This window comes from Bradyrhizobium hipponense, assembly GCF_008123965.1.
In the GTDB taxonomy this organism is placed as follows: Bacteria; Pseudomonadota; Alphaproteobacteria; order Rhizobiales; family Xanthobacteraceae; genus Bradyrhizobium; species Bradyrhizobium hipponense.
In genome coordinates this window covers 1-13,152 of sequence record NZ_VSTH01000095.1, presented here as the reverse complement: position 1 = coordinate 13,152, position 13,152 = coordinate 1, and the positions used below count along the sequence as shown (strand labels likewise).

At 64.9% G+C, this 13,152-nt stretch carries 13 protein-coding genes; 3 read left to right on the top strand and 10 right to left on the bottom strand.

Features of this window, described 5'->3' with window-relative positions:
- Positions 1-110: 110 nt before the first annotated feature.
- The 10 genes from FXV83_RS26380 to fliK all read right to left on the bottom strand — a co-directional run bounded on the left by FXV83_RS26380 (position 111) and on the right by fliK (position 10,348).
- Positions 111-821 (bottom strand): gamma-glutamylcyclotransferase, encoded by a 711-nt coding sequence (locus FXV83_RS26380; protein ID WP_148742511.1) that lies wholly within the window; start codon positions 819-821, stop codon positions 111-113.
- Positions 822-1,619: 798 nt separating this feature from the next.
- Positions 1,620-1,916 carry an addiction module antidote protein gene (locus FXV83_RS26375; protein ID WP_148742510.1) on the bottom strand — a complete coding sequence of 99 codons (297 nt, stop codon included), beginning with the start codon at positions 1,914-1,916 and terminating at the stop codon, positions 1,620-1,622.
- Positions 1,917-2,267: 351 nt separating this feature from the next.
- On the bottom strand, positions 2,268-3,653 hold the full coding sequence (flbD, locus tag FXV83_RS26370; RefSeq protein ID WP_148742509.1) for a sigma-54-dependent transcriptional regulator FlbD: 1,386 nt from the start codon (positions 3,651-3,653) through the stop codon (positions 2,268-2,270).
- Between the two features lie 47 nt (positions 3,654-3,700).
- Positions 3,701-4,051: a flagellar motor switch protein FliN gene (gene fliN / locus FXV83_RS26365; protein ID WP_148742508.1), complete on the bottom strand. Its 351-nt coding sequence runs from the start codon at positions 4,049-4,051 to the stop codon at positions 3,701-3,703.
- Between the two features lie 3 nt (positions 4,052-4,054).
- Positions 4,055-4,675 carry a FliH/SctL family protein gene (locus FXV83_RS26360; RefSeq protein ID WP_148742507.1) on the bottom strand — a complete coding sequence of 207 codons (621 nt, stop codon included), beginning with the start codon at positions 4,673-4,675 and terminating at the stop codon, positions 4,055-4,057.
- Positions 4,675-5,772, bottom strand: coding sequence for a flagellar motor switch protein FliG (fliG, locus tag FXV83_RS26355; RefSeq protein ID WP_148742506.1), 1,098 nt, complete (start codon positions 5,770-5,772; stop codon positions 4,675-4,677). The genes FXV83_RS26360 and fliG overlap by 1 nt, the downstream gene beginning before the upstream one ends.
- Positions 5,773-5,790: 18 nt before the next feature.
- Positions 5,791-7,395 carry a flagellar basal-body MS-ring/collar protein FliF gene (gene fliF / locus FXV83_RS26350; protein WP_148742505.1) on the bottom strand — a complete coding sequence of 535 codons (1,605 nt, stop codon included), beginning with the start codon at positions 7,393-7,395 and terminating at the stop codon, positions 5,791-5,793.
- 183 nt (positions 7,396-7,578) lie between these two features.
- Complete coding sequence (gene sciP / locus FXV83_RS26345; RefSeq protein ID WP_002714638.1) at positions 7,579-7,854, bottom strand: CtrA inhibitor SciP; 276 nt, start codon at positions 7,852-7,854, stop codon at positions 7,579-7,581.
- 214 nt (positions 7,855-8,068) lie between these two features.
- Entirely contained in the window at positions 8,069-8,776 is a 708-nt protein-coding gene (locus FXV83_RS26340) for a flagellar hook assembly protein FlgD (protein WP_148742504.1), read from the bottom strand.
- Between the two features lie 12 nt (positions 8,777-8,788).
- Positions 8,789-10,348: a flagellar hook-length control protein FliK gene (fliK, locus tag FXV83_RS26335; RefSeq protein WP_148742503.1), complete on the bottom strand. Its 1,560-nt coding sequence runs from the start codon at positions 10,346-10,348 to the stop codon at positions 8,789-8,791.
- A gap of 346 nt (positions 10,349-10,694) precedes the next feature.
- On the opposite strand from fliK, the gene mnmA reads away from it, so the two are divergent.
- The 3 genes from mnmA to FXV83_RS26320 all read left to right on the top strand — a co-directional run.
- Positions 10,695-11,876: a tRNA 2-thiouridine(34) synthase MnmA gene (gene mnmA / locus FXV83_RS26330; protein ID WP_148742502.1), complete on the top strand. Its 1,182-nt coding sequence runs from the start codon at positions 10,695-10,697 to the stop codon at positions 11,874-11,876.
- 238 nt (positions 11,877-12,114) lie between these two features.
- On the top strand, positions 12,115-12,753 hold the full coding sequence (locus tag FXV83_RS26325; protein WP_148742501.1) for a class I SAM-dependent methyltransferase: 639 nt from the start codon (positions 12,115-12,117) through the stop codon (positions 12,751-12,753).
- Between the two features lie 159 nt (positions 12,754-12,912).
- The coding region (locus FXV83_RS26320; protein ID WP_148742500.1) for a hypothetical protein at positions 12,913-13,152 on the top strand (240 nt) is incomplete at its 3' end.

The following is a 13,152-nucleotide window of genomic DNA, read 5'->3' as shown; positions in this document are numbered from 1 at the left end:
GCAACAGCTGGCGAAGAAGCGCTCGTCGCCGAACGGCTAGCGGGCGCTACCTGCCGCAAGGCACCTGCAATAGCCGGCAATATAATTGGTGCACTGTCACGGTAACCCGGCTAGTTCGAGTTTTCGGAGCTTAGAGTGAATTGCAACTTTTCCGCTACTAGCGCTTGGAGTTGCCAAAGCGATTCGTCGTGAATGCCCAGTTCTTCTAATCGATACACAGTTTCCCTGAGATATTCCGCACAGGAGCCCCAATGTCCCGCAGCTGATGCCAGAATGTCGGCGGCCTCTTCTAATGGCAACTTCCCTGAATAATGTGTGCTTTGGTTGTTTACCACCATTCCGAGAGCGCGGATCGGACCTTCATCCGTTTCGGCTGTCATCCAGCGCGGCACGTTCACCGCTGGTTTGACCATCATCTCGCGCCGAAATAGGGCATTCAGGCTCGCCGACACCTGATCGGGAGGGAGCTTGAAGATCATGCCTTTGCACCTGCCGCCGCGATCAAGCGCGAGCATCAACCCCGGCTTATCGCGGGTGCCGCGAAAGCGTGCCACTCGATAGCAAAACGCCCGGTGCCATCCCCGAACTGTAGCTATCCGGCTTTCGCTAAATTCACATACCGGCTTCCAGAGAAGCGAGCCATAGCCAAAGAGCCACACATCACTGGATGGTGCGCGTGCGAGAACGTTATCTATGGCCGCCTCGTAGTCTTCATCGGTCATGTAAACCGCGCCGGGGCTCGGGCCTGCATCCTCGACGACGCGCGCGGTGCGTGCCACGAGATCGAGTGTGAGCGCCATCTCTCGAACGGTTGTCGGCATGAACGCTGTCGCGATGGGAGGCGATGAAAATTGCTGCATTCTGTTCCAGCTTAGCGGAGATGAAGCAGCGTATGCTAGATGCCTTGGAGCTAATCGGAATCTACAGAAGGCAGTGAATTCCGGCAGTGTTCCTGTCATGGGCAGGGCCTTCCTTGACAGGACGGAGTGACCCTCACGCGACAAAGCTCGCGAATTGCATGCCGCCGCGTCCGCACTCGCTAACGTCTCCTTCGGGTCATTCGCTGCCTTCGTCCTTGAAGGCCTCACGTCCGCTTCCGCCGAGTGCAGACAATCCGTCCGCGAGGTGGTCCGTTTCGCGCTGAATTACGGCGACAGTGCACTAAATAATCGGTGCACGAAGCTTCACGGGCCAGCATCCTCAATCTGTCGGACTGTACCGCGCAACGAATGCGGGCGCGCGGGTCGTCGAGGAGATGCTGACTCAGATTGATCACGGCATTCTCGCTTGAGGATCTGGCGGATTTCGGCGGTAAGCGGCGAAGTACCGCGTTATACTCATTTCGCGAACTGCGTATAACCTCGCGATTGGAATTGCGGCGACAGTGCACGAGACTCCAAATCATGCTGGGGCTTTAAGTCATGCTGGGGCTTTCCGGTTTGACGTTGGATCCTCCCGTCTGCCCGCTTGAACCCTCGCTCGGTCAATCGGTGGTTCGAATCCATCCAACTGTACCAGTGCTGATGACGCACATGATCGCGATTGTCTCGCCGCGTTGGGCGGACACCGACGCTAGCGATGGGCAGTTCTCTCTGTCTCGTTATCTGGTCGGCACTAGTTCAAGCGACTTTTGCCGCCTTGGGTGCGGCATGAAGCTCAACTCCCAGCGAGCTCAGCACTTTCATGACGGTGCTGAACTCGGGGTGGCCTTCCGAACTCAGTGCCTTGTAAAGGTTCTCACGAGAAAGGCCGGTGTCCTTGGCCAAGGCGGACATGCCACGAGCGCGCGCCACAGTGCCGATCGCTTCGGTAATGAAACCAGCGTCACGAGTTTCAAACGCTTCGCTGAGATATGCAGCGATCGCCTCTGAATTGTCGAGGTACTCGGCCGCATCAAAAGGTCGGGTTTTGGCCATCGCTCGGTCCTCCAACTCACTCGCTAACTTCTTGGCTTTGGCAATATCGGCTTCAGCCAGCGCCGCATTGGATCCTCACCCGCGGGATATGAGCCGACCATCCCACGCGTCCTCGATCATGCCATCATGCCCCTGTTTTGCCCGACGAGTCAAAGCGGCTTCGTAGAATCCGTAGATGCACTTGGGCTCTGCGTGGCCTCGTAAAATTCGTAAGTCCTGCTTGGGCTTGGCTACTGTGCATGGGGTTGTTTTCGCACTTTATGTTGGACGGCGAGCGGAGCCCGGGCGCCTCACAACAAAATGCCCGGGTTCGATCCCGGGCATTTTCGTCTTGCACCGCTCGTGTGGTCCCTACGCCCCCACCATCGGCATGCGCGGGTATTCACCGGGCGTGCCGGCGGGCGTGATCGGGATGCCGCCGTCGGAATATTCGTTGAGCTTGTTGCGCAGGGTGCGGATCGAGATGCCGAGGATGTTGGCGGCATGGGTCCGGTTGCCGAGGCAGTGCTTCAGCGTCTCCAGGATCAGGTCGCGTTCGACGTCGGCGACGGTGCGGCCGACCAGGGCGCGCGTCACCTGCTCGGCGGCGAACGTCGCATGCGCGACCGCAGGCGGGGTTTTTGCGAGGTCGAGGCGGTCGCCGTCCGGGGTGAGAATCGCGTCGGGTCCGATCTCGTCGCCCTGCGCCATCAGCACCGAGCGGTGCATGGTGTTCTCGAGCTCGCGAACGTTGCCCTGCCAGCGATTGGCGGAGAGCACCCGGCGCGCCTCGGCCGAGATCGGCCGCAGCGGCACGCCGTTGGCGTCGGCGTACTTCTTCACGAAATGCTGGGCGAGCTCGAGAATATCGGCGGGACGCTCGCGCAGCGGCGGGATCTTCAGGTTGACGACGTTGAGGCGGAACAGCAGGTCCTCGCGGAACGTGCCCTCGCGCACGGCGTCCACCAAATTGCGGTTCGAGGTCGCGATGATGCGGATGTCGACCGGCACTGGCCTGGTGCCGCCGACGCGGTCGATCACGCGCTCCTGGATCGCGCGGAGCAGTTTTGATTGCAGGCGGACGTCCATCTCCGAGATTTCGTCCAGCAGCAGCGTGCCGCCGGTGGCTTCCTCGAACTTGCCGATGCGGCGGGCGATCGCGCCGGTGAAGGCGCCCTTCTCGTGGCCGAACAGCTCGGACTCCAGGAGGTGCTCGGGGATCGCGGCGCAGTTGATCGAGATGAAGGGCCGCTTGGCGCGCGCCGAGCGCATATGGACATAGCGCGCCAGCACCTCCTTGCCGGTGCCGGATTCGCCGGTGATCATCACCGAGGCGTCGGAGCCGGCGATCTGCTGCGCGAGCTTGATGACCTTCGCCATCGCCTCGTCGCGATAGACCAGCTCGCGGGAATCGTTGGCGACGGCGGCCAGCACCGCGGCGATCAGCTCCGGATCCGGCGGCAGCGGGATGTATTCCTTGGCGCCGGCGTGGATCGCGGCGACCGCGGCGCGGGCGTCGTTGGTGATGCCGCAGGCGACGATCGGGGCGTGGATGTGCTCGGCTTCGAGCCGCATCACGAGATCGCGGATGTCGAGGGCGACGTCGACCAGCAGCAGGTCGGCGCCCTTGCCGCCGCGCAGCACCCGCATCGCCTGGTCGTGATCCTCGGCATGAGTCACGGTGGCGCCGTTCTCCATCGCGATCTTGGTGGCGGTGGTGAGCTGGCCCTTCAATGTGCCAACGATGAGAAGCCGCATGTCAGTCTCCTGTCCGTCTGGTCGCGCAGCCCGCGCGCTATTCCCTGTTAACCGCGTTCGGTCTTGATGATTTCCGTCATGGTCACGCCGAGCTTGTCCTCGACCAGCACGACTTCGCCGCGCGCGACCAGCTTGTTGTTGACGTAGATGTCGATGGCCTCGCCGACGCGCCGGTCGAGCTCGAGCACGGTGCCGGGCCCGAGCTTGAGCAGCTCGCCGACATCCATCTTGGAGCGGCCGAGCACCGCCGAGACCTGCACCGGCACGTCGAAGACGGCTTCGAGATCGGCGGCGACGCGCGAGGCGTATTCGTCCTCGGTGTAGCCGATGTCGGTGCCGGCCGGCGGCATCGGACCGTTGAGGTCAGGCAGCGGGACCTGTCCGTCGGTGTCGCTCATGGCTTAATTCCCCCTGCGGGACGCGGTGTAGCGTCCGACGAGTTCATCGACCTTGGCCGCGATGGCGCCGCGCTCCAGCACGACGCCGCCATCGGCCCATTCGATCCGGCAGTCGCCGGTCGCAATCTCGGGCTCGGCCAGGATCACCAGCCGGCCTTCGAAGCCGCTCTGCTTGGCCAGACGCTCGATCTTCTCGCGCGCGGCCTCGTACAGCGCGTCGTTGATGCGGACGACGAGGTGCGGCGTCGCGACCAGATGCGAGAAGCAGTCCTTGACCAATGCTGCGATCTCGCCGAGCGGCTCGGCGGCGACCAGTTCGGCGCACAGCTTGCGCGCCACCGCGACCGCGACGTCGACCGCTTCGGTCTCCATCTTGCTCTCGATATTGCCGATGCCCGATGCGATGCCGAGGATCGCGATGTTGATCTCCTCCATGGCGAGCGCGACACGGCGGTCGCTTTCGGCCTTCGCCTCGCGCTGGCCGGCGGCGAAGCCGTCCTGGTAGGCGCGCGCCTCGGCTTGCGCGACCTTCTGGGCGATCTCGACCGCGGTCGCGGCCTTCTCGCGCGTCCGGTCCGGCGCTGCGAAGTCGGTATCGAACAGGAATTTTGCCGGAGCGCCCATCAGTACACCAGCTCGTCGTCGGCGCGATTCTTGGTCAGCATGATCTCGCCCTTGGCGGCGAGGTCCTTGGCGAGGTTGACCAGCAGCGCCTGGGCCTCGTCGACGTCGCGCAGGCGCACCGGGCCCATCGCCGCCATGTCGTCCTGCAGCATCTTGGCGGCGCGCGAGGACATGTTGCCGAAGAAGAAGTTGCGGACGTCCTCGTTGGCGCTCTTGAGCGCGACGCCGAGCTTGTCCTTGTCGACGTTGCGCATCAGGGTCTGGGCCGAGCCGGAATCCAGCTTCACGAGGTCGTCGAAGGTGAACATCAGCGCCTTGATGCGCTCGGCGGATTCGCGGTTGTCTTCTTCGAGCGAGGTGATGAAGCGGGTTTCGGTCTGGCGGTCGAAATTGTTGAAGATTTCCGCCATCACCTCGTGGGCGTCGCGGCGGCGGGTCTGGGACAGGTTGGACATGAATTCGGTGCGCAACGTCTTTTCCACGCTCTCGATCACCTCCTTCTGCACCGCCTCCATCTTCAGCATGCGGTTGATGACGTCGAGCGCGAGCTCCTCGGGCAGGATGCCGAGCACGCGCGCGGCGTGCTCCGACTTCAGCTTCGACAGCACCACGGCGATGGTCTGCGGGTATTCGTTCTTGAGATAGTTGGCGAGGACCTCTTCCTGCACGTTGGAGAGTTTTTCCCACATGTTGCGGCCGGCGGGACCGCGGATTTCGTCCATGATGCCGTTGACGCGCTCGGGCGGCAGGTACTGCTGGAGCAGCCGCTCGGTGGCGTCGAAATTGCCCATCAGCGCGCCCGAGGCCGACATCCGCGAGACGAATTCGAGCAGCATGTCCTCGACGGTGTCGACTTCGACGGTGCCGAGCGTCGACATCTCCAGCGAAAGCTGGCGCACCTCGTCGTCGTCGAGCAGCCCCCAGATCTTGCCGCCATACTGCTCGCCGAGCGCCAGCATCAGGATCGCGGCGCGGCGCGGACCGGTCAATTGCTCGGCCGCCTTGCCGTCCTTGGCCCGGGTGTTGGCACGCTGACCGAGCGTGGAGATCACGCTGGTGATGTCGTTCGAGTTGGCGTTTTGCAAGGCGGCGGCCATATCAGATCTCGTCTCGAATCATTTTGCGGGTTCGGTCAGCCATTGGCGGATGATGGCGACGGTTTCGTTGGGGTTGCGCTCGGCGAGCTCGCCGACGCGATGAACGGACTGGGCGTGGACCTGGCCCTGGACGGTGGCGACGTCGATCGCGCTCGCAGCGCCGCTCGGCAGCAGCGCCTGCGACGGGGCCTCTTCCGAGGCGGCCGGGCCGGTGAGAACGCCGGAGATGGCGGCGGCGACCTCGTCGGAGGCGAGGATGCGCTTGACCAGCGGCCGGATCACCAGGAACAGCACGACCAGGCCGAGCAGCATCATGACGCCGAGCTCGACGAAGTACATGACGTCGTCCTTGGTGAACTGGAGCATGCCGAGCAAGCCACTCGGCTCGGCGATCGGAGCTGTCGAGGGCGCGTCGGCAAAGCGCAGATTGACGACCTCGACCTGGTCACCGCGCTTCTGGTCGAAGCCGATCGCCGAGCGTACCAGCGTCGAAATGCGGTCGAGCTGCTCCTTGGTGCGGTCCTGATAGGCCAGCTCGCCCTTGTCGTTCTTGGAGTAGATGCCGTCGACCAAGACGGCGACCGAGATGCGGTTGACCCGGCCGGCCTCGGTCACTTCGGTCTTGGTGGTGCGAGAAATCTCGTAATTGTTGGTCTCTTCGGACTTCTTGCTCTGGTCTTTCGCCGTGGCGCCACTGTTCTGCTGGTTGCCCGGCAGCTCGTTGTTGACGGTGACCTGGCCGTTGTTGTCGGCGGTCATGCTCTGCTCTTCGCGGGTCTGGCTCGAGCGCAGCACGCGGCCCTCGGGATCGAACTTGTCCGAGGTCTGGGTGATCTTGTTGAAGTCGAAATCGGCCGAGAGCTGGACGCGGGCGCGGCCGGAGCCGACCACGGAGGAGACGATGTCCTCGACCTGTTTGCGCATCCGCTTCTCGAAAGCGGTGCGGCGCTCGTCCCCCACCGCCTGCTCGGGATCGGTCTGGGCGCCGTCGGCGAGCAGCTGGCCGGCCTCGTCCACGATCGAGACCCGCTGCGGCTTCAAGCCGTTGACCGCGGAGGCGACGAGGTGGCGGATGGCGCGGATCTGCGTCGCTTCCAGCGCGCCGCGGACCCGGACCACGATCGAGGCCGACGGCTCCGGCGCCTCGCGCGAGAACAGCGGGCGCTCGGGCAGCACGAGATGGACGCGGGCGGCCTGGATGCGGTCGATGGCGCGGATGGTGCGGGCAAGCTCGCCTTCCAGCGCGCGCAGATGATTGATGTTCTGGACGAAGCTGGTGGTGCCGAGCGCGTCCGACTTGTCGAACACCTCGTAGCCGACCCCGCCGCCCTTGGGCAGGCCGCCCTCGGCGAGCTTCATGCGCAGCCGGGTGACCTTGTCCTTCGGCACCATGATGATGGTGCCCTCGTTGCGCAGCTCGAACTGGATGCCCTGGCGTTCCAGGTCCTTGATGATGCCCGAGGAATCCTCGACGCTGAGGTCGGTGAACAGGGTCGTCATCTGCGGCGTCGTGACGCGCATGATGACGAACGCGAAAAAGCCGACGAGCGCGGCGGTGACCGCGATCATCGCCCCGAACCGGGCGGCGCCGATACCCTTCAAAAAGTCCGCAAGACCTTGCAAGCAACCGCCCCAGAAGATTCGGCTGCTTTCGCTGGAAAGGCCGACTGGGCAATTATTGCCTAGGTGATGGTTTCGATATGGTTAACGAAGATTAAGAGCTCGGACAAAAGTAAGCGGCATGAAAAAAATCGGCCTCGCATGGCGAGGCCGATTTTCGTCAAAAGCCGCAGATTTCCGGATCGCTTACTGGCGATATTGCTGAATGCGGGTGGTGCGAAGCCCCGCAAGACCATGCTGGTCGATGGAAAACTGCCAGGAGAGGAATTCGTCGACCGTCAGGGTGTAACGACTGCAGGCCTCCTCGAGGGACAGGAGTCCGCCACGAACGGCGGCGACGACCTCGGCCTTGCGGCGGATGACCCAGCGTTTGGTGCCGGGTGCAGGCAGATCCGCGATCGTCAACGGACTACCGTCCGGCCCGATGACGTATTTTACCCTCGGGCGATGGGGTTCTGTCATGGCGTACTCACAAACTCTCAACCACTGAACTCACGCCACAACCCTACGCGTGGCGGCTTAAAAATCCGCTAAGCCTAAGGCTTCAATACAATTCTCGTTGAAACTTGCGGGAACGCGGCCGTCTCGACCGGCGGGACGGGTGCGTCCGGGCCGTCGAGGGGGTGTTCGTAAATACTTTACTAACGAAAAGAGCGTGTCAGGCGAGGCCGCAGCCTCAGTTGCTGCTGGTGCTGACGATGCTCTTCACCTGACTGACGGTGTAGGTCTGGCCGTCGATGGTCAGAAGCGGCGGCGACTGGGTCAGGTCGACGGACGACACCGTGCCCTGGACCTGCGCGGCGATGCCGACAGTGTTGCCCGAGAGGTCCTTGCCCGTGGCCGAGATCGTGTACTTGCCGTCGGGCCATTGCGTGCCGTCATTGCCCTGGCCGTTCCAGGTGAAGGGAATGTCGCTGCCGGCGGCGGCGGTGTATTTGCCGGTGAACACGGTCTGGCCGGTGCTGTTGGTCACCGAGATGTCGACGGTCGAGCTGCTGGGCACGTTGAGGTGCCAGGTCGCGGACGAATCCTTCATGGTCGCGGTCGAACCGTCGACCACGGCGGTCTTGCCGACGAAGCCGAGCGCCTGGGTTGCCTGCGTGGTCTGTTGCAGGCTGACGAGCTGGGACAGCGAATCGTTGGTCTTGAGCTGCTGCTCGACGCCGGCGAACTGCACCAGCTGCTGGGTGAACTGGTTGGTGTCGAGCGGATCGAGCGGGTTCTGGTTCTGCAGCTGCGTCGTCAGCAGCGTCAGGAAGGTCTGGAAGTTGCCGGCCAGCGTCGCTCCCGTGTTCGAGCTCAGGGAATTCGACGAGGAGGATTTCGGCAGGTCGGTCGTTCCGGAGACGACCGCGGGTGCGGTGGCGCTATTCGTGGTGGTCATGGCGGATACTCCTCAAACACTGATGTCAACGCCGCTGCTCGACCCGAGCATGCGGCCGTAGCCGCGCCCCACCGGCGCGGCGGGGGCTGCGTCTTCGTCGCTGATGATCAGCCGGCGGGCATTGCCGTTGTTGTCGTTGCCCTGGCCGGAGTTCTGGCCCGACGAATTCTGGTCGCGCAGGCTGAACGAAAGCCCGTTGCTGCCGGTCTTGAGGCCGGCATCGTCGAGCGCGCGCTGCAATTGCGGCGCGTCCTGCTTCAGCATCGACAGCGTTTCCGGCTTCTCGACGGTGAGATGCGAGGTGACCTGGCCGTTGCGGTCGACATTGATGCGCACGTCGATCCGGGTCTTGCCGGCGCGAGCGGCGGCGACGATCTCGATCGGCACGCCGTTGATCGGCACGGTGGTGTTGGTCGCTGCGGTCGCGGTGAGTGTCGCGGTGGAGGCGGTCGCCGCCGAGGTCGTATTGGTCAGCGGCGCCTGCACGGCGGAGGCGGCCTGCGCGCTGGTGTCTGTTGTGGTGACCGTGGCCTGCGTTCCTGCATGGGCATGCGTTGCCGGCGCAGCCAGCGTCGCATCGGCGGCCCCGGAGGCGGCCTTTGCATCGCTCGCGCTGCCGTCGGCTTGAGGCTTGGCAGCTTGCGGATGCGCGCCGGCGTTCGCCGCGGTTGCCGGATTTTGCGCTGTGGCGGCGTCGGTCTTGCCGGCGTCCTGGCCGATATTGGCGACATCGGCCTGCGCGGTGGCGACAGCCTTGAACGAGGTTTTCGGTGTGCCCTGATCGACGGCGGCAATCAGCCCGCCATTGGTCTTGGCGTCGGTCGCGGTTGCCTCGCTTGTGCCGGTCGCGGTCTCCGCCAGTGTCGCCATGGTGTCTGCGTCGACCTTGGCGCCTGCCGCTTTCGCGCTCTTGTCGCCCGCCGTCGCAGTATTGGTCTTGGTGCCTGCGATCTGGGCCGCGGTCGAGGCGCTGGCGGCGATGCCGGCAGCCGCGATCGTCAGAGGCGAGGCGGCGGTGTTGGCGGCCTGGTCCGCGGCGGCGTTCGGATCGGCCGGCATCACGGGCGCGGCGATCACGATCGCGTTCGGATCGGGCACGACCGCCTGCGCCGCGTCGGTCTGTGCGGCGGCTGTGGCATCGACGGCGGCGGCCAGGCTGTGGGCGCCGTCGATCTCGTCAGCCTTGGAGTCGTCGGAAGTGTCCGCCGATTTGGTGCCGGACGCCTCGGACTTGTCCTTGGTCTTGCTCGGCGCCTTGGCCGGATCGGTCGTCGTGTCGCTATCGGCCGCCACTGGCGTGTCGCTGTCGTCGCTCGCCCTGCTCTGCGAAGCGGCGTCGTTCGCCGAAGTCTCGCGCGGGCTCTTGTCGGAGGCGGACGACGCGGAATCGGGGCGCCGCGGCGCGCCGTCAGGCGGCTGCGACGGCGCGCTGTTGCTGATCGCCTGCGTATTGCTGTCGACCAGCGAACCGAAGGAGTCGCTGGTGTCTTTCGGGCTCTGCGACCGGGCAGTCTTCTGCTGCGCGCTGGAGACTTGCGCGCTGGCAGCTACATCTGACGTCACACCAACCACAGGCGAACCCCTCGAGAACATCTTCGGACCCAGAGGTAGCAAGGAGTGGGCCAGCCCCGCAAAGAGGTGTTTTATCTTATTATATCAATGACTTGATGAATTGGCCCCGACGTCCTAATGTGCCCGGCGACCCCGCTATTTCTGCCTCCCCGGCAAGAATTGCCTTCAGCTGATGATCCCTGCGATTGCTTCACCGGGATGCCGCCTATATTAAAGGGGTGCTCTCAGCCGCTTTCGACCGGGCCAGTCAGCCCTGCGGGAACCAAAGTTCCGCGGGCCAATGATGCCCCGGTCAAAGGCACAGAAATCGCGGATCGCCCAACGCCGCCGTCAACACTTTAAGCCCATGCTCAACAGTCTCGATCTCGAAGGCCGTCCGCAGGACACCAGGGTCGTCGTCGCCATGTCGGGCGGCGTCGATTCCTCGACGACGGCTGCGCTGCTCAAGGCGGAGGGCTATGACGTCGTCGGCATCACGCTGCAACTCTACGACCATGGCGCGGCGACCCATCGCAAGGGCGCCTGCTGCGCCGGCCAGGACATCCACGACGCCCGCGATGTTGCCGCCAAGCTCGGCATTCCCCATTACGTGCTCGACTACGAGGACCGCTTCCGCGAGTCCGTCATCGACAATTTCGCCGACAGCTACGCGCTCGGCGAAACGCCGGTGCCGTGCATCGAGTGCAACCGCTCCGTCAAATTCCGCGACCTGTTGAAGACCGCGCGCGAGTTAGGGGCCACCGCGCTCGCCACTGGCCATTACGTCGCCTCGCGCCGCCTCGAAGGCGGCTCTCGCGCGCTGGTCCGCGCGGCCGACGCCGATCGCGACCAGAGCTATTTCCTGTTCGCCACCACGCGCGACCAGCTCGACTATCTGCGCTTTCCGCTCGGCGACATGACCAAGCCCGAGACCCGCGAGCTCGCCCGCCGCTTCGGCCTCTCCGTCGCCGACAAGCACGACAGCCAGGACATCTGCTTCGTGCCCACGGGCCGCTACACCGACATCATCACCCGGCTGCGGCCGAACGCGATGGATCCCGGCGACATCGTCGATCTCGACGGCCGCGTGCTCGGCCGGCACAGCGGCATCGCCAATTTCACCGTCGGCCAGCGCCGCGGCCTCGGCATCGCCTCCAGCGCGCCGCTGTTCGTGGTGCGGCTGGATGCTGCGGGCCGCCGTGTCGTCGTCGGCCCGCGCGATGCCCTGAAGATGCACCGCATCGTGCTGCGCGACGTCAACTGGATCGGCGATGGCGACATCGACCGCGCCATCGGCGGCGGCCTGGAGATGTTCGTGCGCGTGCGCTCGACCCGCGCGCCTCAGCCCGCGTGGTTGCGTGGCGGCAACGGTCACTACGAAGTCGAGCTCGTCGCCGGCGAAGAGGGCGTCTCGCCCGGACAAGCCTGTGTGTTCTACGACGCGCCCTCCGGCCAGGCCCGCGTGCTCGGCGGCGGCTTCATCCAGAGTGCCGCGGCCAAGGTCGCAAGCACCGCGACGCGGCCGCTCGCAGAAGCCGTGCGCGGCTAATTCCGATGAGATCAAGCCCGACTGCCACCGCAACGACGGTGCGCCCCCTCTCCCGCCTGCGGGAGAGGGTTGGGGTGAGGGCTCTCTCCGCCAGCGATATCTCGCGGGAGGAAAGAACCCTCATCCGGCGCTACGCGCCGACCTCTCCCGCAAGCGGGAGAGGCTCAGACCACGCGCGGGGCTGGATTTGATTTCACCAACAGCTATTAAACTCTAGAAACTTTCGCAGGGCAGGGGCATGGCAGCAGACATCTCGCGGGCCGGGGTCGAGAAGGCCTATGGCCGCTGGGCGCCGGTCTATGATCTGGTGTTCGGCAAGGTGTTCGACGCCGGCAGGCAGTCGACCATCGCCGAGGCCGATCGCATCGGCGGCCGCATCCTCGACGTCGGCGTCGGCACCGGCTTGTCGCTCTCCGACTATGCGCGCACCACAAGAATCTGCGGCGTCGACATCTCCGAGCCGATGCTGCGCAAGGCGCAGGCGCGGGTGCGGGCGCTGCGGCTGTCCAATGTCGAGGTGCTCTCGGTGATGGACGCGAAAAACCTCGCGTTTCCCGACAACGTCTTCGACGCGGTGGTCGCGCAATACGTCATCACCGCCGTGCCCGATCCCGAAGGCACGCTCGACGAGTTCGTGCGTGTGCTCAAGCACGGCGGCGAGCTGATCCTGGTCAACCACATTGGCGCCGAGGCGGGTGCGCGAAAGCTGTTCGAGCTGGCCTTCGCGCCGGTCGCCCGCCGCCTCGGCTGGCGCCCGGAATTCCCGTGGCAGCGCCTGGCCGATTGGGCCGAAAGGCACGGCGGCATCACCCTCGCCGAGCGTCGCCCGATGCCGCCGATGGGCCACTTCTCGCTGATCCGCTACCGCAAATCGTGACGGGATGAGCCCGGTGCGCAGCCAAGCCGGCGGTGCACTCACTCTCCCGCCTGCGGGAGAGGTGCACCGAGTCTGCGGCGCCGATCGGCCAAAATCTGAAAGCCCGATCACTTCGCGCTTTGGCAGGAACAGGCCGCACCCCCCGCGCGTTTCCTTTTCATGCGCACGACATCGAACATCATCCTGGCGAGCCTTCTGATCGCCGCCTCCGGCGGAGCGATCGCGCAGGCCCCGCCCGCCCCGGCGACGCCGCCGCAACAGACCGCGCCGCCATCTCCGCAACACGCCACCGACTGCACGCCGTCCGATCGGCTGCGCGGCAGCGTCCCCGACGGCACCACCACCGGCCAGGCGCGGGAACCGCTCGGCGACAAGCTGGCAAAATCGGAGGGCGTGATC

Bases quoted from the DNA above. Each gene is read 5' to 3' on its own strand.
- fliG (WP_148742506.1), bottom strand. From the start codon at position 5,772: ATGGCCGCCGCCTTGCAAAACGCCAACTCGAACGACATCACCAGCGTG.
- FXV83_RS26380 (WP_148742511.1), bottom strand. From the start codon at position 821: ATGCCGACAACCGTTCGAGAGATGGCGCTCACACTCGATCTCGTGGCA.
- FXV83_RS26360 (WP_148742507.1), bottom strand. From the start codon at position 4,675: ATGGGCGCTCCGGCAAAATTCCTGTTCGATACCGACTTCGCAGCGCCG.
- FXV83_RS26375 (WP_148742510.1), bottom strand. From the start codon at position 1,916: ATGGCCAAAACCCGACCTTTTGATGCGGCCGAGTACCTCGACAATTCA.
- sciP (WP_002714638.1), bottom strand. From the start codon at position 7,854: ATGACAGAACCCCATCGCCCGAGGGTAAAATACGTCATCGGGCCGGAC.
- mnmA (WP_148742502.1), top strand. From the start codon at position 10,695: ATGCTCAACAGTCTCGATCTCGAAGGCCGTCCGCAGGACACCAGGGTC.
- flbD (WP_148742509.1), bottom strand. From the start codon at position 3,653: ATGCGGCTTCTCATCGTTGGCACATTGAAGGGCCAGCTCACCACCGCC.
- FXV83_RS26340 (WP_148742504.1), bottom strand. From the start codon at position 8,776: ATGACCACCACGAATAGCGCCACCGCACCCGCGGTCGTCTCCGGAACG.
- FXV83_RS26325 (WP_148742501.1), top strand. From the start codon at position 12,115: ATGGCAGCAGACATCTCGCGGGCCGGGGTCGAGAAGGCCTATGGCCGC.
- fliN (WP_148742508.1), bottom strand. From the start codon at position 4,051: ATGAGCGACACCGACGGACAGGTCCCGCTGCCTGACCTCAACGGTCCG.